Source organism: Gordonia sp. (in: high G+C Gram-positive bacteria), from assembly GCF_047600385.1.
Lineage (GTDB): Bacteria > Actinomycetota > Actinomycetes > Mycobacteriales > Mycobacteriaceae > Gordonia.
Genome location: NZ_JASGKZ010000001.1, coordinates 3,055,944 through 3,077,264 on the forward strand (window position 1 = coordinate 3,055,944; position 21,321 = coordinate 3,077,264).

17 protein-coding genes, 2 pseudogenes and 1 riboswitch are annotated in these 21,321 nt (G+C 69.7%); of the genes and pseudogenes, 12 read left to right on the forward strand and 7 right to left on the reverse strand.

Annotated features, from left to right (window positions below; all coding sequences use genetic code 11):
- Window positions 1-271: 271 nt before the first annotated feature.
- The 4 genes from QM809_RS13725 (at window position 272) to QM809_RS13740 (ending at window position 5,062) form a co-directional block, all read left to right on the forward strand.
- Window positions 272-1,465 carry a DUF4333 domain-containing protein gene (locus tag QM809_RS13725; protein WP_415046304.1) on the forward strand — a complete coding sequence of 398 codons (1,194 nt, stop codon included), beginning with the start codon at window positions 272-274 and terminating at the stop codon, window positions 1,463-1,465.
- 634 nt (window positions 1,466-2,099) lie between these two features.
- Complete coding sequence (locus QM809_RS13730; protein WP_415046305.1) at window positions 2,100-2,912, forward strand: hypothetical protein; 813 nt, start codon at window positions 2,100-2,102, stop codon at window positions 2,910-2,912.
- A gap of 332 nt (window positions 2,913-3,244) precedes the next feature.
- Window positions 3,245-3,523 carry a hypothetical protein gene (locus QM809_RS13735; protein ID WP_415046306.1) on the forward strand — a complete coding sequence of 93 codons (279 nt, stop codon included), beginning with the start codon at window positions 3,245-3,247 and terminating at the stop codon, window positions 3,521-3,523.
- 486 nt (window positions 3,524-4,009) lie between these two features.
- Complete coding sequence (locus tag QM809_RS13740; protein WP_415046307.1) at window positions 4,010-5,062, forward strand: immunity 49 family protein; 1,053 nt, start codon at window positions 4,010-4,012, stop codon at window positions 5,060-5,062.
- Here the strand turns inward: QM809_RS13740 and QM809_RS13745 are convergent.
- A pseudogene (locus tag QM809_RS13745) lies at window positions 5,059-5,457 on the reverse strand (transposase); the annotation flags it as partial. The gene QM809_RS13740 and the pseudogene QM809_RS13745 sit on opposite strands and share 4 nt — an antisense overlap.
- Entirely contained in the window at window positions 5,343-6,269 is a 927-nt protein-coding gene (locus QM809_RS13750) for a 5'-3' exonuclease (protein ID WP_415047094.1), read from the reverse strand. The pseudogene QM809_RS13745 and the gene QM809_RS13750, both read right to left, overlap by 115 nt.
- Window positions 6,270-6,348: 79 nt before the next feature.
- Between QM809_RS13750 and QM809_RS13755 the strand changes: the two are divergent.
- Window positions 6,349-7,474 (forward strand): annotated as a pseudogene (locus tag QM809_RS13755) (M24 family metallopeptidase).
- 141 nt (window positions 7,475-7,615) lie between these two features.
- Here the strand turns inward: QM809_RS13755 and QM809_RS13760 are convergent.
- A complete protein-coding gene (locus tag QM809_RS13760) occupies window positions 7,616-7,876 on the reverse strand; it encodes a hypothetical protein (protein ID WP_415046308.1) in 261 nt (86 codons plus the stop codon).
- A 339-nt stretch (window positions 7,877-8,215) separates the two neighbouring features.
- Window positions 8,216-8,620, reverse strand: coding sequence for a pyridoxamine 5'-phosphate oxidase family protein (locus QM809_RS13765; RefSeq protein ID WP_415046309.1), 405 nt, complete (start codon window positions 8,618-8,620; stop codon window positions 8,216-8,218).
- 55 nt (window positions 8,621-8,675) lie between these two features.
- On the opposite strand from QM809_RS13765, the gene QM809_RS13770 reads away from it, so the two are divergent.
- Genes QM809_RS13770 through QM809_RS13790 form a run of 5 tightly spaced genes read left to right on the forward strand, consistent with a single transcriptional unit; the run spans window position 8,676 to window position 12,687 of the window.
- Entirely contained in the window at window positions 8,676-9,428 is a 753-nt protein-coding gene (locus QM809_RS13770; RefSeq protein WP_415046310.1) for an SDR family NAD(P)-dependent oxidoreductase, read from the forward strand.
- Complete coding sequence (cbiE, locus tag QM809_RS13775; RefSeq protein WP_415046311.1) at window positions 9,425-10,615, forward strand: precorrin-6y C5,15-methyltransferase (decarboxylating) subunit CbiE; 1,191 nt, start codon at window positions 9,425-9,427, stop codon at window positions 10,613-10,615. The genes QM809_RS13770 and cbiE overlap by 4 nt, the downstream gene beginning before the upstream one ends.
- The gene (locus QM809_RS13780; RefSeq protein WP_415046312.1) at window positions 10,612-11,442 is read left to right on the forward strand and encodes a cobalt-precorrin-4/precorrin-4 C(11)-methyltransferase; all 831 of its coding nucleotides are present in this window, start codon (window positions 10,612-10,614) and stop codon (window positions 11,440-11,442) included. The genes cbiE and QM809_RS13780 overlap by 4 nt, the downstream gene beginning before the upstream one ends.
- Window positions 11,435-12,184 carry a cobalt-precorrin-6A reductase gene (locus QM809_RS13785; protein ID WP_415046313.1) on the forward strand — a complete coding sequence of 250 codons (750 nt, stop codon included), beginning with the start codon at window positions 11,435-11,437 and terminating at the stop codon, window positions 12,182-12,184. The genes QM809_RS13780 and QM809_RS13785 overlap by 8 nt, the downstream gene beginning before the upstream one ends.
- A 32-nt stretch (window positions 12,185-12,216) precedes the next feature.
- Window positions 12,217-12,687, forward strand: a complete 471-nt coding sequence (locus tag QM809_RS13790; RefSeq protein WP_415047095.1) for a TetR/AcrR family transcriptional regulator C-terminal domain-containing protein — start codon at window positions 12,217-12,219, stop codon at window positions 12,685-12,687.
- A 15-nt stretch (window positions 12,688-12,702) separates the two neighbouring features.
- Here the strand turns inward: QM809_RS13790 and QM809_RS13795 are convergent, their stop codons facing one another.
- From QM809_RS13795 to QM809_RS13805, 3 genes are read right to left on the reverse strand one after another with little or no spacing between them, the layout of a single operon-like run.
- Window positions 12,703-14,274 carry a precorrin-2 C(20)-methyltransferase gene (locus tag QM809_RS13795; protein ID WP_415046314.1) on the reverse strand — a complete coding sequence of 524 codons (1,572 nt, stop codon included), beginning with the start codon at window positions 14,272-14,274 and terminating at the stop codon, window positions 12,703-12,705.
- 5 nt (window positions 14,275-14,279) lie between these two features.
- Window positions 14,280-14,903, reverse strand: a complete 624-nt coding sequence (locus QM809_RS13800) for a precorrin-8X methylmutase (RefSeq protein ID WP_415046315.1) — start codon at window positions 14,901-14,903, stop codon at window positions 14,280-14,282.
- Window positions 14,904-14,952: 49 nt separating this feature from the next.
- Window positions 14,953-16,095, reverse strand: a complete 1,143-nt coding sequence (locus QM809_RS13805; RefSeq protein WP_415046316.1) for a precorrin-3B synthase — start codon at window positions 16,093-16,095, stop codon at window positions 14,953-14,955.
- Between the two features lie 42 nt (window positions 16,096-16,137).
- Here QM809_RS13805 and QM809_RS13810 point away from each other — a divergent pair, with 42 nt between their 5' ends.
- Window positions 16,138-17,394 (forward strand): threonine/serine exporter family protein, encoded by a 1,257-nt coding sequence (locus QM809_RS13810; protein ID WP_415046317.1) that lies wholly within the window; start codon window positions 16,138-16,140, stop codon window positions 17,392-17,394.
- Between the two features lie 49 nt (window positions 17,395-17,443).
- Window positions 17,444-17,519: riboswitch (cobalamin riboswitch) on the forward strand.
- An 88-nt stretch (window positions 17,520-17,607) separates the two neighbouring features.
- A complete protein-coding gene (cobN, locus tag QM809_RS13815) occupies window positions 17,608-21,288 on the forward strand; it encodes a cobaltochelatase subunit CobN (protein ID WP_415046318.1) in 3,681 nt (1,226 codons plus the stop codon).
- Window positions 21,289-21,321 lie beyond the last annotated feature (33 nt).

Consider the following 21,321-nt stretch of genomic DNA (forward strand, 5'->3'; position numbering starts at 1 on the left):
CCCCGAGTCGAGCGGTCCGCTCTGGGGCGTGGCGCCGCAGGGACCGCCTTCTCCGGAGCGTCCGTCGCAACGACACGCCATGCCGGGACCGGGCGCACCGGAACCCGGCCGGCCGTCGCGGCACGCCTCGGAGTCGAGCCGGACGACGACGGGTCCGGTTCCGCACGGGGGCGCACCGCGGGGGCGCGGTCCGCAGGGTCGGCCGCGGCCGGGAACACCCGCGCCGGGCGGTGCCCCGCAGGGGCCGCCGCGGTCGGGTCCGTTTCCGCGCATGCCGCGGCCCGACACCTCGTCGCACTCCGATCCGACCCGACCCGACACGCCACGACCCGACGTACCGCTGGGCCCGAACCCCGGAACGTCGTCGCGGGTCGATCACCGCCTGCCGTCCGATACCGGTCCGCAGGCGTCGGCCCGGAATCAGGCGTCGACCCGGAATACGGACGCCTCGTCCACCGGCCCTCGGCAGCGGCCGCCGCGGGCCGGCGGCGGGGATCCGTACGCGACGGACCCGTACAACCCCGAGCCGGTGATCCCGGATCGTCACGATGCCGCGCGGTACGACCGCCCGGCCACCGGCGGACACCGCTTCGCCCCGCCGCCTCCGCCCGAGATGCCGTCTCGCCCGGGCCGGTCCACCGGGCCGAGCGGGGTGCCGTCGAGCGGGGTCCGCGCACAGTGGGCCGGGGAGCCGCAGGATCCGCCGTCCGGCGAGATGCGGGCCCGGCGGCCGAACACGGCGTACGGCCCGCCGTCGGGCGGGATGCCGAGCCGACGACCGGAGAGGCCGTACGGACCCCCGTCGGGAGGCGTCCCGGTGCACCGACCGGGCACCCCGTACGGTCCGCCGTCGGGAGGGATCCCGGCGCCGCGGACCGAGATGCTGTACGGCCCGCCGTCCGGCGGCGTCCCGGCGCAGCGCCCCGACGCCCCGTACGCTCCCACCTCGGGTGAGGTGGCTGCTCAACAACCCGAACTGCTCTTCGACGCGCCGTCCGACGAACTCCCCGCGCAGCCGGACGAGCCGCCGACCGACGAATCGGAGGAGGTGCCGGCGCGGCGTCGTCTCCGGCGTCCGAAGCGCCGGTCCGCCGAAGACGACGGTGAGACGTCGCCCGCGGCGAAGCGGCGACTGAACCGTCGACTGGTCCTGATCGCCGCGGCGGTGACGGCGGTGATCGCCGTCCTGGTGGTGCTCTCGGCCTTCGTCTGGCCGCACTGGTACGTCAAGACGCTCTCGCAGAGCGGACTGGAACGCGGCATCGAGAAGGTGCTCACGTCGCCGACCGAGAAAGAGGGCTACGGGCTGAAGGACGTCTCCGAGGTCAGCTGCCCGTCGGACATGAAGGCGCGCACGGGGGTGCGCTTCACCTGCCAGGTCAAGGTCGCCGGCGAGAACAAGCGCGTCGAGGTGACGGTGGTCGACGGCGACGGCAGGTACCACGTGTCCAGACCCGCCAATTAGGTCGTGTCTCCTCATCTGCGAGTGGGCTTGCGGGATGCTTTGGTACATGAGTGGTACGAAGTCGCGGTTTCAGGTATCCACCGATGTCGTCTATCGGTACAGGTACCGGACCGGTAACGCCTAACGGGACCTGCCGCGGGATGAGTTCGGTCCGTGGTAGACGGTACTGCCCTCTCCGAGGCTGGGATGATCCTTCCGGAAAACGTCTCGGATGCACGGGTGTAATTTCGCGATCCCCGGTAAGAGAATATTGACCAAGTAGGCATCGCTACATTCGCTATTCATCGAACGGCATGTCGGGGTGGGTGGCATGGTGAACTTTTCGATGACGGTGGCGGCCAGTTCGAGGTAGACCATGCGGGTAGGAGGTTGCCTCCGGTCGAGGTCGATGAGGCCTACGACGGTCAGGTGTTCATCATAGTGAGATGACCTGGAATGCTCGTATGTGTCCGAGGAATTGACCACGGACCATATGGACGCCGCTGATCAAAATGATGACTTTGATAATTCCGAAATCTTGGAAACGCTGGGGCGAATTGGTTGATCGGCTGAGCAAGAACAGATCTTCTTATATTGCTAGCGCCCACAGTGCTGCATTGGGTTATGGAGATGGGTTGATGTTATGATTCGAACGATGTGGAAGAGTTTTAGGGATTACTCGAAAACGATTATTTCGTGCATTTCTGTATTCTTGTTTACTGCATGCGGCAGTCCTGATACAGAGCCAGAGCTACGTTGGCCGGACGGCTGGGTTCCAACGTTTACAACAGTGTGGGACGACCGGGATGTTCTACGCCTCGGTTCACGTTCGGTCGAACTCATCAGGGCGGTTTTCGAGTCCAATAGAGTGGCGTTGTACTACGGTACGGACTACGCGTTCCCTGGGTACGCTGAATCGCTCAAATATCCGGGGATTAAGGATGTCAGCGACTCTGCGAAGGTGCCGCCGAAGAAGGATCGGACAGGCATGCCTCCGTGGAATGCAACGAATTATGTCACACTTTTTAACTTTTCTGAATCTGCTGATCGAGTAAGAGCAGATATCTGTATGGTCAATAAATGGTCAACTGACTGGCCTGGTTGGCGGGAACGTATTCCGGATTCAGATGTAGAAGTTGGAATTACTGAGTGGACTCGGATCGAGTTGACGCGAATCCGGAATTCTCGGGAGATCGTGAAGGTGCAAGATGTCGCAGAATTCCAGGGTGCCGGTGTGCATCTCGGACAATTCCCCAATTGGGACGTCTTTGCCGGATGGCGAATCTCGGTGCTTCGCTTCAATGTGAGGAAGGGTGTTCCACAAGAATGTACTGATTGGGGGGAGACTAAGATCCCGGGATCGAAATCAGTGAAGAGTAAGTACAAAGGGTACTGGCTGGAGGGCCCTCAGGTGGCGGGGCCGCTGGAGCCGCAGTATCCGCGCTGGGTCCGCGGGGGTAACGAGTAGTCTGGTGCCGGTTTCTTCGCCTACTCTTGTAACAGATTTTCGGCTCTTCAATTTTCAGAGTGCGTTGATTCTCTCGGTGAGCTGACCGGAGTGCAGTAGGGGACGCAAGATGTAAAGGTGGGGTCGCACACCGAGGGATCCTTGAAGAATGCTCACATCAGGCGATCGACGATCGGGGAAAACTTGGAGATACTGCTGGCGAAAATGCCATAAAATATCAGTTTCCAAAATCTGAATAAAATGTCGAGAGCATTGGTGGTGAATCGAAGTTTGGCGAATCGGGAAGGTTTGATCAGGTATACCTCGTTGAGTCCATAAAGAACCCTGAAGACGTGAGGGTCGTCATCTATGAAGTGAAGGGACCATCAGCGCCCATAGGCATGCGGGACGGATACTATCAAGGGTCGAGGGAGTATTTGGATATAATAGTCGAATTGATCGGAGAGGGCGGTCCGGAACTTAAAAAAATGATAGATGATTCCGATAAAGCTGGAACCCTCGAGTACTCACTTGCCAAGGCGCGCGTCGATAAATCTGGATCTTGGGCCGGGTTTGCGATAAATAGATTTAAAATTCCGCCAAAACTCAAGCTTGAATCTAAGGAAGGGTAAATTTCTTGAATTTTGATCGGCATATCCTGGGGCAGGATCCGGATAGAATAAATCGGAACGTCTCGGTTTATTATGACACCATGGACGATATTATTCGCGAGCTGGAGGAGGGGGTGTTCCTGCGGGCTGCCTATGACGCGGCAGTTAATCTTCAGTTGACGGCGTGCTTTCAATTCGGAGTGGACCCGTGTGGGAAATCTGAGAAAAGCCGAAATATAGCACGCTACGCTGCTTGTTTAACGGATTTATTTTTCACTTCATGTGCGAGTAGGGAGGGTTCCCGAACGATCTTGTATATTGGTAATTCACCTATTCATTTTACAGCTACTGGGTTTATTTCGGAGGCTTCCATCAGGAAATGGATATCTGGCTACTGGTGGTCTCGGATCTCTCGCAACGGGGCTGCGCAGGATACTATGATGCGGTTTTCTGCTGAGGATCTCACGCATCTTCCCCGGGGGTCGTGATGCTCACCGTGATCTGCTCGTGCGGGCTCTTCAATCACGGGCTCGCGATGAGTTCACGTGGTTCGATCTTGCTGCCGCTGCGGTCGAAGCCGCAGCCGTCGCTCCTGAAGACGTCAGGGAGGAAGCCCTTTACCTCGATGTTCCGGTGATCGGGTTGATCGTCGCCATCGGAGACCAGGAAGCATTCACTGAGCAGCTCGGGAGTGCTCTGGAAGCGCACCGCGCGTACTACAGCAAGAACGAATACCGGACATGCCGGTCCGATGGTTTCGTCTCGATTCCGATTCTGGCTGCTTGCTGCATGGCGATCGACGATGGGATGACCATCGATATCGAGACCGACTATCTGCCCCGCTACCTCCTGGATCACCCGGCCTGGATGTTCGAACTCGATGACACCGAGGTTTTCTCATCAGGACTGGCCAACGGGGTTCGTGTTGACGATGGAGTAGGACCGAATGCCTGTGGCAGCATGCAGCCATTTCATTACACGGCAACTCCTCCTATTCCTGACACGAATCCGGCTGACGGCGGACTGGAACGACTCTCCGTGGCCGACGCCGAATTCCGTTACGCATCGGGTGCGGAACTATGCGTCACCGCGGACAACGCTTCTGATGTCAAGCCGTTCTACGAACAGTGGTCACTGCATATCCGTCCTGGCTCCAGCGGTGTTGACGACTGCTATGTCACGGCCTACTACTACGAAGCCACGGGCACCCTCTCGCGCATAGTGCGATTCGAGCCTCACGACCGTCGCCTGTTCCTTGTCGAAGACACCGTCTACCTCTATGAAGACAACGAACTGCCCCATCAATCTGTAGATTCTGCTGAAGACATTGCCAGCGCCACCTTCACTCTTGATGGTGATCTGAAAGTGGTGACCACCACCGTCTACGATGGGGATCTGGGGCCGGATGTCCTCGAATACACCAACATCGACACCTCTGGTCTCTGGTTTGATCGTCCTGCTTTCGGAGATTGGGGAAGACTTCTTCCGGAGCCGGAAGACCTTCCCGATCCAGAGGAGGGGGTTCTTGTTCGTCACACGGGTAAGAAACCTCTTCGTTAGCCTCGATCTTTCGTGAGGCGGGCGAGGCCGGTGATGAACAGGCCGGTGTGGTTGTCGAAGCACAGGCGGCGGGTGCGGGCGTGCCGGGCCAGTCGGGCGGCGGTGGCGAACAACCGCAACCGGAGGCTTGTGAGTTCCCAGGTGTGGGCGTCGCTGCTGGTCAAAGCGAGCATTTGCATCCACGCGTTCAGGTCGAGGGCGAGAGCGACCACCGCGAGCCAGACCTGGTTCTGGGCGAAGGTCTTGAACGGCAGGTTCGCAGGCCGCAGTCTTTGACTTTTTACTCCCAGCCGAACGCGGTCGCGAGCCGGGCGACGCCGGCGTCCACACCGAGTTCGGCGACGAGGGCGGCCAGACCGGCGGCGTCGTCGGGCCGGGTGGGGAGCGTGTCGTCGTGGCGGCTGAACCGGATCGGCGCATCCGTGCGGACGGCGACCACGGTGCGGGCGGCCTGCAGGTACTCCGCGGACTCGCGCAGTGCGGCGGTGATCCTCGGGGTGAGCGGGGAATCGTCCCGGCGGGCGGCGTCCTCCAGCCCGGTGAGGTCACCGTGGGCGGTGAGCAGTTTCGCGGCGGTCTTGTCGCCGATGCCCTTCACCCCCGGCAGACCGTCGGACGGGTCGCCGCGGAGGATCGCCATCTCGGCGTAGGCGGCGCCCGCGCGCGGCAGGGGCAGCGAGTACTTCTCGGCCACCTCGGCCGGGCCCATCAACTCGGCGCGGGCCAGCCCGCGGCCGACGTAGAGCACCCGGACGGCGACCGGATCGTCGGCCACCACCTGGAGCAGGTCCCGGTCGCCGCTGACCACGAGGACGTCGTCGACCTCCTCGTCGAAGGCGAGGGTGCCCAGCACGTCGTCGGCCTCGCAGCCGGGGGCGCCGGCGGTCTCGATGCCCGCGCAGCGCAGCGCCTCGAGGATCATGTCGACCTGCGGGGTGAGGGTGGCGGGGACCTCCTCGGCCACGCCGTCGCCTCCCTCGGCGACGCGATGCGCCTTGTAGGAGGGGATCAGTTCGGTGCGGAACGCCGGTCGCCAGTCCAGGTCGAGACACACCACCAGCCGAGTGGGCCGGTGGGTGGTGACCAGTGCGGCGATCGTGTCGAGGAACCCTCGCAGGGCGTTGACCGGGCGTCCGTCCGGAGCGGTCATCTTCTCCGGAAGCGCGTAGAAGGAACGGAACCAGAGACTGGCGCCGTCGAGCAGCATCACCTTTCCCATGACGGCAAGCCTTCCACATCCGGCTCGTCGCGCACCGGGGCCCGGCCCGATGGATAGTCTGGGTGTCATGGCGCATGGCAGCAACACACTCTTTCCGACCGAGGTCTACGCACGACGACTCGCGCGTGCCGCCGAACTCGCCCGCGAGGCCGGTCTGGATGCGGTCGTCGTCGGCACCGGGCCGGATCTGCGCTACCTGACCGGGGTCCAGGCCGACACCTTCGAACGACTGACGGCGCTGGTGATCCCGGCCGCGGGCGGACCGCGCCTGGTGGCGCCGCGGATGGAACTGGCCTCGGTGCGCGACTCCGCCGTCGGCGGACTCGGACTGGCGGTCCAGGACTGGGTCGACGGCGACGACCCCTACGCCCTGGTGCTCGACGGCCTCGGCGCCGATGCGGCCCTGGCGGTCTCCGAGGCGCTGCCCGCCCTGCACGTGATCCCGCTGGCCGAACGGGTGTCGCCCGCGGTGCGGCTGGCGACCCCGGTGCTCCGTGAACTCCGGATGCTCAAGGACGACGCCGAACTGGCCGAACTGCGTGCCGCGGGGGCGGCGATCGACCGGGTGCACGCGCGGATGGGCGAGTGGCTGCGTCCCGGCCGCACCGAAGCCGAGGTGGCCGCCGACATCACGGCCGCGATCGTCGCCGAGGGCCACCACGCGGCGGAGTTCGTGATCGTGGGTTCGGGCCCGAACGGCGCCGACCCGCACCATGAGCACTCCGATCGGGTGATCACGTCCGAGGACGTCGTCGTGATCGACATCGGCGGACCGGTCGGCGTCGGCTACAACTCCGACAGCACCCGCACCTACTGTTTCGGCGAGCCGCCCGCCGAGATCGCCGACGCCTACGCCGTCCTCGAACGCGCCCAGGCCGCGGCCGTCGCCGCCGTGCGCGCGGGGGCGACGGCCGAGAGCATCGACGCCGCGGCGCGGTCGGTGCTCGCCGAGGCGGGGCTGGCCGAGTACTTCATCCATCGGACCGGTCACGGTATCGGGCTGTCGGTGCACGAGGAGCCCTACATCATCGAGGGAAACACCGAACCGCTGCGCCCGGGCATGGCGTTCTCGGTGGAACCCGGCATCTGACTTCCCGGACCGGTGGGGCGCCCGGATCGAGGACATCGTCGTGCTCACCGAGGACGGTCCCGAAGCGCTCAACACGCGGCCGCACGGGCTCGTCCGACTGTAGTGCGGACGGCGGTGTCTCCGCCCGTCTCGATATCGATCGGCGGACGTCAGCGTCTCCTCTCCGCTCCCTGAGCCGAGATCTCGACCAGCGGAGAGGGTTCGCTGCGCTCGCCTGCGGAGTCGCGGGACGCCGGGTCGCGGTTCAGGCGGTGGCGGCGGCCCGCGGACTCCGGGCCCAGGCGAGGGTGGCGACGATCGCCAGCGCGCCGGGGACGCCGACGCCCGCGAACGCCGTGATCACCGGGACCACGTCGCCGTCGGCGATGCCGTGCGTCAAGCCGTCGAAGACGTTCGCCAGGGTGACCGGTCCGCCGACCGCCAGCGCCGCCCAGGCGGCGCCGCGTGAACCGGAGACCAGTGTCAGGAACACCGGGATCAGGGCGGCGAGGTAGAAGACCGCCATCGACCAGGTGGCCGCCGACCCCGGCTCGGCGAAGGCCTCGTAGCCCTCCAGATGGTTGTGGCCGTCGTGCGAGTGCGCGTGCCGATGCCCCGGATTCGGCGGCGAGCACGCCGACGGCGGTGAACAGGTGCACCAGGGCGAAGACGAACACGCCGAGGGCGGTCAGCGACCAGGCGAGGGCGGCCGCCAATCGGGGATCGCGGGAGAGCGACGACGTCATGAGTACTCCTTTATCGAAAATGGTTTCCAATAAAGATAGAGCATCGTCTCCCGCCGCCCGGACCGCCACCGCCGGGCCGGTCAGGCGGGGGCGACAGACGGGGGTCGGGCGAGCCCGGATCAGGCGGTGAACATGTTCGCCGAACCGAGGACCCGGGCGACGTCCACCTCGATCACGACGCGCTGCGGATTCGGTTTCGGTTCGCGGTAGCGCTCGGCGTACCGCCGCTCGGCATCGCGGACCTGCTCGGGTTCGCGCCGGATCCGGGCCGGGCCCTCGAGAGTGAGCCAGCGCGGTCCGGCGACGTGGTTCAGCGAGGCGTACCCGCAGCGTTCGACGTTGCGCACCTTCTGACTGCCCTCGAAGGTGATCACGCGCGCTCTGCGGGCCTCGTCGTCGAACGTGAATCCGACCGCCACCACGTGCGGGGTGCCGTCGGCGCGGAGGGTGGACAGGGACGCGAGGTGGTATTCGCCGAGGAGTTCACGGGCTTCGGGGCTGAGGTCGTCGACGGTGCGCGGCATGCGGACAACCTATCCCGAGTCGAGGCCGCCGGGAGAAAGTTGAGATACTGCCCCGGTGGGAACGATCGTGCTCTTCGGTGGACGCAGCGAGATAGGTGTGGCCACCGCGGTGCGCCTGGCCGCGGGCAGAAAAGTGGTGCTGGCCGCGCGGCGCCCGGACGACCTCGCCGACCAGACGGCCGCGCTCCGGGCCGCCGGCGCCGCCGAGGTGGTCACCGTCGGATTCGACGCCGACGACGTCGCCTCGCATCCGGCCCTGGTGCGCTCGCTCGCCGAAGAGCACGGCCCGATCGAGACCGCGATCGTGGCCTTCGGGATCCTCGGCGATGCGCGACGCGCCGAGACCGACGTCGAGCACGCCCTGCAGATCGCGCACACCGACTACTACGCGCAGATCAGCGTGATCACACTGCTGGTCGCGGCGCTGCGCGACCAGGCGATCGACTCGACGGTGATCGTCTTCTCCTCGGTGGCCGGGGTCCGGGTGCGCCGCGCCAACTACGTCTACGGCTCCACCAAGGCCGGACTCGACGGTTTCGCCAGCGGCCTGGCCGACTCCCTGCACGGCGGCAACGTGCGCGTGCTGCTGGCCCGGCCGGGTTTCGTGATCGGAAACATGACCCGCGAGCTGATGGCCTCCGGGGTGAAGCCGGCGCCGATGTCGGTGACCGCCGATCAGGTGGCCGACGCGGTGGTGCGCGCCCACCGGAGGGGCCGCGGCGAGGTCTGGATCCCCGGCCGGCTGCGTCCGGTGTTCTTCGGCATGCGGCTCCTGCCGCGCGCCCTGTGGCGGAGGCTCCCGCGATGACCCACTTCGTCGTCGTCGGGATCGGGGCCGACGGATGGGACGGGCTCAGCGGGCACGCCCAGGCCGAGCTGCGCAGCGCCGAGCACGTGTACGGGTCGGCGCGCCAGCTGGCGATGCTCCCGGACGGGATCGGCGCCGAGACGACGGCGTGGTCGTCGCCGATGTCGGCGCACCTGGACCGGGTGCTCGCCGACGACTCGACCGAGACCGTGCACCTGCTGGCCAGCGGCGACCCGATGTTCCACGGGCTCGCCGCGAGCGTGGTCCGGGCGATCGGCGCCGACCGGGTGACGGTGTTCGGGGCGTCGTCGTCGGTGTCGCTGGCCGCGGCCCGGCTGGGCTGGGATCTCGCTCGCACCGAGGTGCGCAGCCTGGTGACCGGCGAGGTGGAGAGCCTGGTCCCGGCGCTCACCGACGGCGCCCGGATCCTGGTGCTCTCCCGCGACGGCGACTCGCCGCGCCGGGTGGCCGATCTGCTGCGGCGCAAGGACTTCGGATGGTCGACGCTCACCGTGCTCGGCGACCTGGGCGGCGTCGACGAGTCCGTGACGACGGGACTGGCCCGGTCGTGGGACCTCGACGAGGCGCCCGCACTGAACATCGTCGCCGTCGAATGCGTGGGACCGGCCCGCACCCGCGCCCCGGGCCGCCCGGACGCCGACTACGCCCACGACGGCCAGCTGACCAAACAGCCGTTCCGCGCCCTCACCGTGTGCGCCCTCGCCCCGGCCGAGGGGCAGCTCCTCTGGGACGTCGGCGCGGGTTCGGGGAGCATCGCGATCGAGTGGCTGCGCCAGACCCGGACCGGGCGTGCGATCGCGTTCGAGGCCGATCCGGTGCGGGCCGAGCGGATCGCGGCGAACGCCCGCGAGCACGGGGTGGCCGAGCGGCTGACGGTGGCCGGCGCGGCACCCGAGGCCCTGCGTGCGGTACCCGATCCGGACACCGTGTTCATCGGCGGCGGCCTCGACGCGGAACTCCTCGACACCTGCTGGGACGCCCTGGACGGCGGCGGCCTCCTGGTCGCCAACGCGGTGACGCTGGAGAGCGAGCGGCTGCTGGTCGCGGCCCGCGAGGAGCGCGGCGGCGACCTGATCCGGGTGAGCGTGGAACGCGCGGGTGCGCTCGGCTCCATGACGGCGTGGCGTCCGGCGCTGCCGGTGGTGCAGTGGACGGTGACCCGATGACGGTCTACTTCCTCGGCGCCGGACCCGGGGCCGCCGACCTGATCACGGTGCGGGCCGCCCGGATCCTCGCGCGGTGCCGGACCTGCCTGTACGCCGGTTCGCTGGTCCCCGACGAGGTGCTCGACCTGCTGCCCGCCGACGCGGTCCGGATCGACACCGCGCGCATGCCGCTCGACGAGATCGTCGCGCACCTGGCCGCCGCGGATGCGGCCGGGCACGACGTCGCCCGCCTCCACTCCGGGGACCTGTCGCTGTACTCGGCGCTCACCGAGCAGCAGCGGCGGCTCCGGGAGCTGGGGATCGACTGTCGGCTGGTGCCCGGGGTGCCGGCTTTCGCGGCGGCGGCCGCGGCCCTCGACGTCGAACTCACGGTGCCCGGGATAGGGCAGAGTCTGCTGATCACCCGGGTGTCCACGCTGTCCACGGACATGCCGCCCGGCGAGGACCTGGCGTCGCTGGCCCGGAGCGGGGTGACCCTGGCGCTGCACCTGGCGGCGCACCGCACCGCGCAGATCGTCGAAGCGCTCGCTCCGCACTACGGCGCGGACTGTCCGACGGCGACCGTCGCCTTCGCCTCGCGCGCCGACGAACAGATCGTGCGCGCCCGGTTGGCGGATCTCCCCGACGCCCTCGGCGCGGCCGGGATCACCAAGACCGCGGTGATCTTCGTGGGTCGGGTGCTGGCTCCGGAGGCGTCGTCGGAGGCGCTGGAGAGCTACCTGTACTCGCACGCCCGGATGCGCAAACTCCGCACCGACGCCCGGCACGCGGCCGGTGTTCCAGTCTCTTCTGACGCCGATTCCGTCGACGCCGCCGCGCATGAGTGAGCGCGTCCTGATTCTCGGCGGCACCGGTGAGGCGCGGGCGCTCGCCGCGGCGCTGGTCGACCGGGACGTCCCGGTGATCAGCTCGTTGGCCGGCCGGGTGCGGAATCCCCGTCTGCCGGTCGGGCAGGTGCGCATCGGCGGCTTCGGCGGCGTAGAGGGGCTGGCGTCCTGGCTCGACGACGAGCAGATCTCCGCGGTGGTGGATGCGACGCACCCGTTCGCCGCCCGGATCACCGCCCACGCGGTCGCGGCCGCCCGGCGAGCGGGGGTGCCGCTGCTCCGGCTGGCGCGCCCGGCGTGGGAGCCCGGCCGCGACGACCGCTGGACCCGGGTGCCGGACGTCGCGGCGGCGGCCCGGACCGTCGCCGAACGCGGGGGACGGGTGTTCCTCACCACCGGCCGCCAGGACGTGGACGCCTTCGCCGACGTCGCCGACGCCTGGTTCCTGATCCGGGTGGTGGACCCGCCGGTGGGACCGCTGCCGCCGCGGCACCGGATCCTGTCCTCCCGCGGGCCCTACGACCTCGCCGGGGAGCGGAAGATCCTCGCCGAGAACGAGATCTCGCTGCTGGTGACCAAGAACAGCGGGGGAGAGCTCACCCGCGCCAAACTGGTCGCGGCGGCCGAGGCGGGCATCGAGGTCGTGATGGTGGACCGTCCCGCCGAACCCGAGGGGTCGGCGCGCGTGGACTCGGTGGACGGCGCCCTCGCCTGGTTGCAGGCGCGGGCCGGAGCCGCCTGACTCCGTCCCGATCCCACTGGATCTACACGCGGATCGAACCTCCCCGGCCGGACGACGACTGGCGGAGCGGACTCCGGCGGCGCTGCGAATCGGCCCGGGCCGTCCTCACCGCGCACCCGTGGGCGCTGACGCTGATGGATTCGCGTCTCCATCCGGGACCCGCCCTGTTGCGGCACCACGATGCGCTGATCGGTTGTCTGCGCCGCGGCGGCTTCTCCGTCGCGCTCACCGCGCGGGCGTTCTCGTTGGTCGACGCCCACGTGTTCGGGTTCACGCTCACCGAGCAGAGCCTGCCGTTCGAGCCGACCAGGCCCGGGGCCGAGACGATGGCGGCCGATCTCGCGCAGACCCTGGCGCCGTACGGACATCTGAGCGAGTTCGTCTCGGAGATCACCGCGGCCGGGGACTACACCTACTCCGCGGAGTTCGATCGGGGTCTGGCGATCATCCTCGACCAGCTCGCCGCGCTCCGCGCGGCGGGCGAGTCCGCGACGGAGACGTAGCGCCCGGGCACGCCGTCACGGCTCCGTCGGGTAGGTGCGGGGGGTGAAGGCCAGGTCGCCGCCGGGTCGTCGGACGATCCGGGTCTGCGACGAGCCGACGATCAGCAGGGTGCGCATGTCGACCGTGGACGGATCGAACTCGGCGACGGTCAGCAGGCGGAGCCGTTCGCCGGGGCCGCCGACGTCGCGCCCCTGGATCAGGACGCGGTCGGCGGGCACCAGTTCGTCGAGCAGCGCCGCGAACGCGATGATCTGTTCGGTGCGCCTGCTCGACGCCGGGTTGTAGACGGCGAACACCAGGTCGGCGGCGATCGCGTGCCGGATCCGGTTCTCGATCACCGACCAGGGTTTGAGCAGGTCCGAGAGCGAGAGGACCGCGAAGTCGTGCCCGAGGGGGGCGCCGACCGCCGCGGCCACCGCCTGCGCGGCGCTCACCCCCGGCAGCACCCGGACCGGCACATGCCGCCACTCGGGCCGGGCCGCGACCTCGACGACGGCGGCGGCCATCGCGAAGACGCCGGGATCGCCGGACGAGACGACGACGACGCGCGCGCCCTGCGAGGCGAGCCGCAGCGCGAACTCGGCGCGCTGGGCCTCCACCCGGTTGTCGCTGGCGTGGACCCGCCGGCCGGGGCGCACGGCGACGCGACGAAGATACGTGTCGTAGCCGACCAGGTCGGTGGCGGCATCGAGGGCGGCAGCGACCTCCGGGGTGGTCTGGGCGTCCGGTCCGGGCCCCAGACCCACCACCGTCACGGTGCCGGCGGGCGCCGACCCACCGGGCACGACCTCACCGGGCACGGTCTCGGTGGGCACGGTCTCGACGGGCGTCGTCGCCGCGGACCCGCCGGCGGCGAGGGGATTGTTCCGGCGACCGGGCACCACGACGAGCGAGAAGTACGGCACCGAGTCCGGGTCGACGTCGACCACCTTCGCGATGCGCTGACGACCGGTCGAGGCGCGCTCGACGTACCAGGCCTCCTCGACCCGCCCGGCCGCCGCGAGTGCCTCGCGGACCTTGCCGAAGGTCCGCCCGAGCTTCATCACCGCGAGGGCCTCGCCGGACCGGAAGTGCGCGATCAACTCGTCGGCCGCGGCGGTGCCGGGCAGGACGGTGAGCGTCTCCTCGCCCTCGACGAGCGGGATGCCCAGGGCCGCCGAGGCGGCGCTCACCGAGGTGACGCCCGGCACGATCTCGGCCCGGAACCGGTCGGACAGCCGCTTGTGCATGTGCATGTACGAGCTGAAGAACAACGGATCGCCCTCGGCCAGGAGCACCACGTCGCGGCCGGCGGCGAGGTGACCGGCCAGGAGTTCGGCGCTGTCCCGGTAGAAGTCGGCCATCGCACCGGCGTAGCCGCCCGGATGATCGGTGGTCTCCACGGTGAGCGGATACATCAGCCGCTCCTCGATCTGGCCGGCCCGCAGGTACGGTTCGGCGACCGAACGGGCGATCGAGTTCCCGTGCCGGGCGCAGTGGTAGGCGATCACCGGCGCCGCGGAGATCAGGCGGGCGGCCTTGACCGTCACCAGTTCGGGGTCGCCCGGACCCAGACCGATGCCGTACAGATTTCCCGGGGTGCTCATGTCGCTCACTCCACCGGACTCGCGAGGGCGTTGATCGCGGCGGCGGTGATGGCCGAGCCGCCGCGGCGCCCGGTCACGGTGACGAACTCCAGGTCGTGGCGTGCGGCGAGGGCCGCACACGATTCGGCGGCGCCGACGAATCCGACCGGGGCGCCGACGATCGCGGCGGGACGGGGCCAGCCGTCGTCGATCAGATCGAGCAGCGCGAACAGGGCGGTCGGCGCGTTGCCGATCGCGACCACCGCGCGGTCCAGGTCGTCGCGCCAGAACTGCAGCGCCGCGGCCGTCCGCGTGGTGCCCATGCGCTCGGCGAGCTCGGCCAGCCCGGGTTCGCCGAGGTGACAGCGCACCGGATTGTCGGCGGGCAGCCGCTTGCGGGTGATCCCGGAGGCCACCATGGTGGCGTCGCAGAGGATCGGGCCTCCCGCGGCGAGCGCGGCCCGGGCCGCCGACACCACCCCGGGGGTGGCGACGACGTCGCGCGCGAGATCGGTCTGACCGCTCGCGTGGATCATCCGAACCACCACGGGTTCGACGTCGGGGGAGAAGGCGGCGAGATCGGACTCGGCCCGGATGGTGGCAAAGGACTGGCGGTAGATGGCCGCACCGTCACGCAGATAGTCGCTCATGGCGGGTTCAGCGTACTGCGGAGCGGATGCGGGGCCCGCGCCCAGGGAGTCACGTCCCGGGCAGACCGACCGGGCCGGGGCCCGCCACGCGCACCACGGCGTCCGGGCCCGCCCCGCACGACCGCTCGCATCCCACCCAGTGCTCGTGGCCGTCGAACTCGCCGCCGCCGGCCACGTGGTCGGCGAGGAGACGGCGGACGTCGGCGCGGCTCTTGGCGCATCCGGGGGAGCCGGTGCACGCGCCGACCCGGGTCCACGGCGAGTGCGCGTCGAACACGAAACCCATCGGGGCGAGCACCTTCACGACGGTCTCGGCGACGCCCTCCGTCAGATCCGTGATCAGCAGTTCACGATCCGGGGTGACGATCAGCGGGGCGCCGATCGCCGCGGCGAACTGCGCCTGGCGCGCGGAGAGACGCCCGAACGGTGTCACCGCGCCCAGCAGGATGCGGCCGTCGGACTGGTCGAACCATCCGACCCGCGGCCCGGGCACCGGATCGGGTCCGGTCGCCGCACCGCCGGGCCGACCCAGACCGGCGAGACCGCGGTGCAGGTCGGCGGCCTCGTCGTCGGACAGGTCGCCGATGCGCCACGCCCCGGTGCGCCGGGCCAGGAAGTCCCGGGCGACGTCGAGCATCAGCGCCGGCGCGTCGGTCAGGGACACCAGGCGTCCGCTGCGCCGGCCGGCGAGCACCAGTTCGACGGCATCGCTCGCGTGTTCCCCCGCCCACACGGCCACGACGTCGGGGGTGCGGGCCAGGACGTCGCCGCGCCCGTCGTCGAACCCGAACCAGAAACGGCCCGAGAGGTCGACGCTCCATGCCGCCTCGCCGAGCGCCGCATGCAGCCGGTCGGCGGCGTCCCAGAGCGCCGGCGTGCCGCCGAGCCGTCCGGTCAGCGGGGAGACGACGATGTTGCGCACCCGATCGTGGGTCCGGCTGCCGGCCAGCCCCGCGGCGATCATCGCGTCGGCGAAGTCCGGCACCGACTCGGCGGGGATGCCGCGCACCTGGACGTTGGCGCGGCCGGTGAACTCGAGGTGGCCGTCGCCGTAGGTCTCGGCGGCGAGCGCGAGGGCCTCGAGTCGGGCCGGGTCGATCCGGCCGCCCGGCAGACGGAGTCGCGCGAGGTGCCCGTCGGCGGCCGCATGGGTCGCGAACACTCCGGGACAGCGATCGGCGGGTCTGTTCACAAGCCCAGGGTAGAGCGCGCCGGATGTTCTACGCTCGATGCCGTGTCAGCACCGGTCGTTCTCGCTCCGGCGGAGGCCCGGCCCCGGGTCGATGCCCTCTCCCGGCTCACCGTCGCCCTGATCGGCTCCGGCTTCGCCGGCGGGGAGGCGCTGTTCCTCGCCGAACGCTGCGCGCATCGGCTGGATCTGGGCGACGCGGAGATCCTCGACTTCGGCTCGGCGGTGTCGGTGCAGTACGTCGCCGCCGACGGCTCCTCGGTGATGCGGACCGCGCGGACCGACGGCGTGGGCACCATCAACTGCCGCGAGATGAAGTATCTGAGCCAGGTCGCGGAGGCGACCGCGGCCGGGACGCTCGATGCGCGGGGCGTCCTGACCGCGCTCGAGGCGATCGACGCCCGCTCGGGGCCGAAGGTGTGGGTCACCGCCGCGGGCCTGGCGGTCCTGGCCTTCGCCATCGCCCTGCAGGTCGGCATCGGCTGGCTGCCCGCACTCCTCACCGCCGTCGCCCAGATCTTCGTGACGCTCTTCGCCGCGCTGCTGGGGCGGCTCGGCGTCAACCGGCTGTTCGGCTGCGCGGCGCAGGCGATCCTCGCGGCGTCGCTCATCGGGCTCGCCTACCGGGTCGGGGCGGTGACCGGCATCGATGCCGCCGCCGCGATGGCGGTGCCGTGGCTGCTGACGATCCCCCTCCCGATCCTCATCGCCCTGGTGGTCGACGTGGTCTACAACCGGCCCGCCGGAGCGGTGGTCCGCGGTTTCGTGGTGGTCCTCGGCGGCGGCGGAGTCGCCCTGGGCGCCTACGCCGTGCTCAGCGTGCTGCAGGCGCTCGATCCGCCCGTCCACCGCGACATCACCCTGCCGACGCTGCCGATCTGGCTCGGACTGGTCGCCTCGATCGTCGGCGCCGTCGCCAACGCGATGGCCAACGGCGGGGGCCGTGACCTGCTGCTGCCCGCCGCGGTGATCGGCCTGTTCACCGCCTCGGTGAATCAGACGCTGATCCACGCGGCGCACTTCCCGCCCGGATGGGCCACCCTGGTGGCGTCGGCGGTGCTCGGCTACTGCTGCGCCTTCTGGTCGCGCCGCAGCCCGTACCCGGTGAGCGCGCTGGCGCTGATGGGCATCACCGGCGCGATCCTGCCCGGCCTGACCGTGTACGAGGGGGTCGCCGAGACCGTCTTCGGCGGTGACGGCACCGCAGCCTTCGAGCAGGCGATCATGACCGGTGTCGGCATCGGCGTGGGTGTGGCCGCCGGCGTGCTCCTGGCGACCCGCCGCCTGGTGCGCCGCGACTGACGCGGCGGGGTGAGCATGTCCTAAGCTGACCGACGAGACCGACCGACGCGGAAAGCCGGTGTGAATCCGGTGCGGTCGCGCCACTGTGAGGCCCGGCGGAAGCGCCGTCGGCGCCGAGCCAGACCCGCGTCGTTCACGGCGGCCGCCGACCGGTGCGGCCGCCGCACCATCGACGCCGGGCGCGCCACCCGGCAGGGAGTAGGCACACGCCCCGTGATCACACTGCTGTCCACCTCGGACACCGATCTGCGCACCGCCGCCACCAGCGGCGCCGACTACACCGTCGCGAACCCCTCGCGGATCCTGCTCGACGAGATCCCCGCGCTCGTCGACGGGGCCGACCTCGTCGTCGTCCGTCTCCTCGGCGGCAGGCGGGCGTGGGAGGAGGGCCTGGACGCGGTGCTGGCCGGGTCGTCGCCCGTCGTCGTGCTGTCGGGTGAGTTGAATCCCGACCCGGATCTGATGTCGCTGTCGACGGTGCCCGCCGGTGTCGCCGCGCAGGCGCACAGCTACTTCGTCGCCGGCGGCCGCGAGAACTTCGTACAGGTGCACAACTTCCTCTCCGACACCGTCCTGCTGACCGGTCTGGGCTTCGAACCGCCGGTCGAGACCCCGAACTGGGGGGTGCTCGAGCGGACCGCGCACGGCCCTTCGACGGGCTCAGGGGACGACGGGACGGGCGCAGGGGACGAGGCGGGCTCAGGGGGCGGGGCCGGGACGACGCCGCGGATCGGTGTGCTCTACTACCGCGCCCAGCATCTGGCGGGCAACACCGACTACATCGACGCGCTCTGTGCGGCGCTGGAGACCGCCGGCGCCGAGGCCGAGGGCATCTTCTGCGCCTCGCTGCGTGCCGCCCCGGACGAGTTGATCGAGCATCTCGGCCGGTTCGACGCCCTCGTGGTGACCGTGCTGGCCGCCGGCGGCACCGTCCCGGCCACCGCGAGCGCGGGCGGCGACGACGAGGCCTGGAACGTCGAACGCCTCGCCGCCCTCGACATCCCGATCCTGCAGGGCCTGTGCCTGACCTCCTCGCGGGCCGCCTGGGCCGAGAACGAGGACGGCATGTCGCCGCTCGACGTCGCCAGCCAGGTCGCGGTGCCCGAGTTCGACGGCCGCATCATCACCGTGCCGTTCTCGTTCAAGGAGTTCGACGACAACGGTCTCCCGTACTACGCCCCCGATGCCGAGCGCTGCTCCCGCGTCGCCGGGATCGCCGTGGCGCACGCGCGTCTGCGGCACCTGCCGATCGCCGACAAGCGGGTCGCCCTGCTGCTGTCGGCGTACCCGACCAAGCACGCCCGCATCGGCAACGCGGTCGGCCTGGACAGCCCGCGCTCGCTGATCCACCTGTTCCGGGCGCTGGCCGCCGCCGGATACGACCTCGGCGACGGCGCGATCCCCGGTCTGGGCGCCGCCCCGGACGACGACGACCCCGACGCCCTGATGCACGCCCTGATCGACCAGGGCGGCCAGGACCCGGACTGGCTCACCGAGGAGGCGCTGGCCGCCAACCCGATCCGGGTGAGCGCGGCGGACTACACCGCCTGGTTCCAGGGCCTGCCCGACGGGCTGCGCACCGACGTCGTCGAGCATTGGGGGCCGCCGCCCGGCGAGCTCTTCGTGGACCGGACCGCCGACCCCGCCGGGGAGATCGTCATCGCCGCGATGACCTTCGGCAACGTGGTCCTGCTGGTGCAGCCGCCGCGCGGTTTCGGGGAGAACCCGGTCGCGATCTACCACGATCCCGACCTGCCGCCGAGCCACCACTACCTGGCGAGCTACCGCTGGCTGGCCTCGCGGTCCGCGACCGACGGCTGGGGGTTCGGCGCCGACGCGATCGTGCACGTGGGCAAGCACGGCAACCTGGAGTGGCTGCCCGGCAAGACGCTCGCGATGTCCGCCGACTGCGGCACCGACGCCGCCCTCGGCGACCTGCCGCTGATCTACCCGTTCCTGGTGAACGACCCGGGTGAGGGCACGCAGGCCAAACGCCGCGCCCACGCGGTGCTCGTCGACCACCTGATCCCGCCGATGGCGCGGGCCGAGACTTACGGCGACATCAACCGCCTGGAGCAGCTGCTCGACGAGCACGCCAACATCTCCGCGCTCGACCCGGCCAAACTGCCCGCCATCCGGCAGCAGATCTGGACGCTGCTCACCGCGGCCAAGATGGACCAGGATCTCGGACTGGCCGACCGGCCCGAGGAGGACGTCTTCGACGACATGCTGCTGCACGTCGACGGCTGGCTGTGCGAGATCAAGGACGCCGCCATCCGCGACGGCCTCCACGTGCTCGGGCAGGCCCCGGACGCCGAGATGGAGATCGACCTGGTGCTGGCCATGCTCCGCGCGCGCCAGCTCTGGGGCGGGAGCCGCACCCTGCCGGGTCTGCGGGAGGCGCTCGGACTCGACGAGGCTTCCACGCAGCGCCGCGAGGTCGATCGCGTCGAGGCGATCGCCCGTGAACTCGTGACCGCGTGTGCGGCCGGCGACTGGTCGTCGGAGGCGATCACCGCGGCCGCGGCCGGCCATCCGGTCGCGGTGGGGGAGATCCTGCACTTCGCCGGGGAGGAGGTGGTGCCGCGGCTGCGCCAGACCTCCTGCGAGATCGACCGCGTCCTCCACGCCCTCGACGGCGGATTCATCCCGGCCGGCCCGAGCGGATCGCCGCTGCGCGGACTGATCAACGTGCTGCCCACCGGCCGCAACTTCTACTCGGTCGACCCCAAGGCGGTGCCCTCGCAGCTGGCCGCCGAGACCGGCCGGGCTCTGGCCGACTCGCTTCTCGAGCGCTACCTCGCCGACCACGGCGAGTACCCGAAGTCCGTCGGCCTCTCGGTGTGGGGCACCAGCGCCATGCGGACCTCCGGCGACGACGTCGGCGAGGTGCTCGCACTGCTCGGCGTCACCCCGGTGTGGGACGAGGCCTCGCGCCGCGTCACCGGGCTGGAACTGATTCCGCTCGAGGAGCTCGGCCGCCCGCGCATCGACGTCACGATCCGGATCTCGGGCTTCTTCCGGGACGCCTTCGCCCACGTCGTCACGATGCTCGACGACGCCGTGGCCCTCGCCGCCGACGCCGACGAGTCCGACGAGCAGAACCACGTGGCCGCCCACACCCGCGCCGCGCTCGCCGAACACGGGGATGCCCGGCGGGCGACGACCCGCGTCTTCGGCTCCCGTCCGGGCACCTACGGCGCCGGTCTGCTGCAGCTGATCGACTCCAAGCAGTGGCGCACCGACGAGGACCTGGCCGCGGTGTACACCGAGTGGGGCGGCTACGCCTACGGCCGTGGTCTCGACGGCGTCCCGGCGGTGGACGACATGCGGGCGGCGTATCGCCGTATCGCCGTCGCCGCGAAGAACACCGACACCCGCGAGCACGACATCGCCGACTCCGACGACTACTTCCAGTTCCACGGCGGCATGGTGGCCACCGTGCGGGCGCTCACCGGCGAATCGCCCGAGGCGTACATCGGCGACTCGACCCGCCCGGACACCGTGCGCACCCGCACCCTGTCGGAGGAGACCGCCCGCGTCTTCCGCGCCCGCGTGGTGAACCCGCGCTGGCTGGCGGCCATGCGCAAGCACGGTTACAAGGGCGCGTTCGAGATGGCGGCCACCGTCGACTACCTCTTCGGCTACGACGCCACCACCGACGTCGTCGCGGACTGGATGTACGAGAAGCTCACCGAGTCGTACGTCCTGGACGAGACGAACCGGGAGTTCCTGGAGCAGTCGAATCCGTGGGCGCTGCACGGCATCGCCGAACGCCTGCTGGAAGCGAACGAGCGCGACCTGTGGCAGTCCCCGCCGCCGGAGATGCTCGACCGGCTCCGCCGCGTGTACCTGGAGGCCGAGGGCGAGATCGAAGGCCGCCGCGAGGAGTAGGTCGGGTCGCGCGCATGACGGAACAGCGGTGAC

Coding starts and splice junctions, on each gene's coding strand:
- QM809_RS13730 (WP_415046305.1), top strand. CDS start 2,100: ATGTGGAAGAGTTTTAGGGATTACTCGAAAACGATTATTTCGTGCATT.
- QM809_RS13750 (WP_415047094.1), bottom strand. CDS start 6,269: ATGCTGCTCGACGGCGCCAGTCTCTGGTTCCGTTCCTTCTACGCGCTT.
- QM809_RS13725 (WP_415046304.1), top strand. CDS start 272: ATGCCGCGGCCCGACACCTCGTCGCACTCCGATCCGACCCGACCCGAC.
- QM809_RS13760 (WP_415046308.1), bottom strand. CDS start 7,876: ATGGCGGTCTTCTACCTCGCCGCCCTGATCCCGGTGTTCCTGACACTG.
- QM809_RS13800 (WP_415046315.1), bottom strand. CDS start 14,903: ATGAGCGACTATCTGCGTGACGGTGCGGCCATCTACCGCCAGTCCTTT.
- QM809_RS13780 (WP_415046312.1), top strand. CDS start 10,612: ATGACGGTCTACTTCCTCGGCGCCGGACCCGGGGCCGCCGACCTGATC.
- cbiE (WP_415046311.1), top strand. CDS start 9,425: ATGACCCACTTCGTCGTCGTCGGGATCGGGGCCGACGGATGGGACGGG.
- QM809_RS13795 (WP_415046314.1), bottom strand. CDS start 14,274: ATGAGCACCCCGGGAAATCTGTACGGCATCGGTCTGGGTCCGGGCGAC.
- QM809_RS13765 (WP_415046309.1), bottom strand. CDS start 8,620: ATGCCGCGCACCGTCGACGACCTCAGCCCCGAAGCCCGTGAACTCCTC.
- QM809_RS13785 (WP_415046313.1), top strand. CDS start 11,435: ATGAGTGAGCGCGTCCTGATTCTCGGCGGCACCGGTGAGGCGCGGGCG.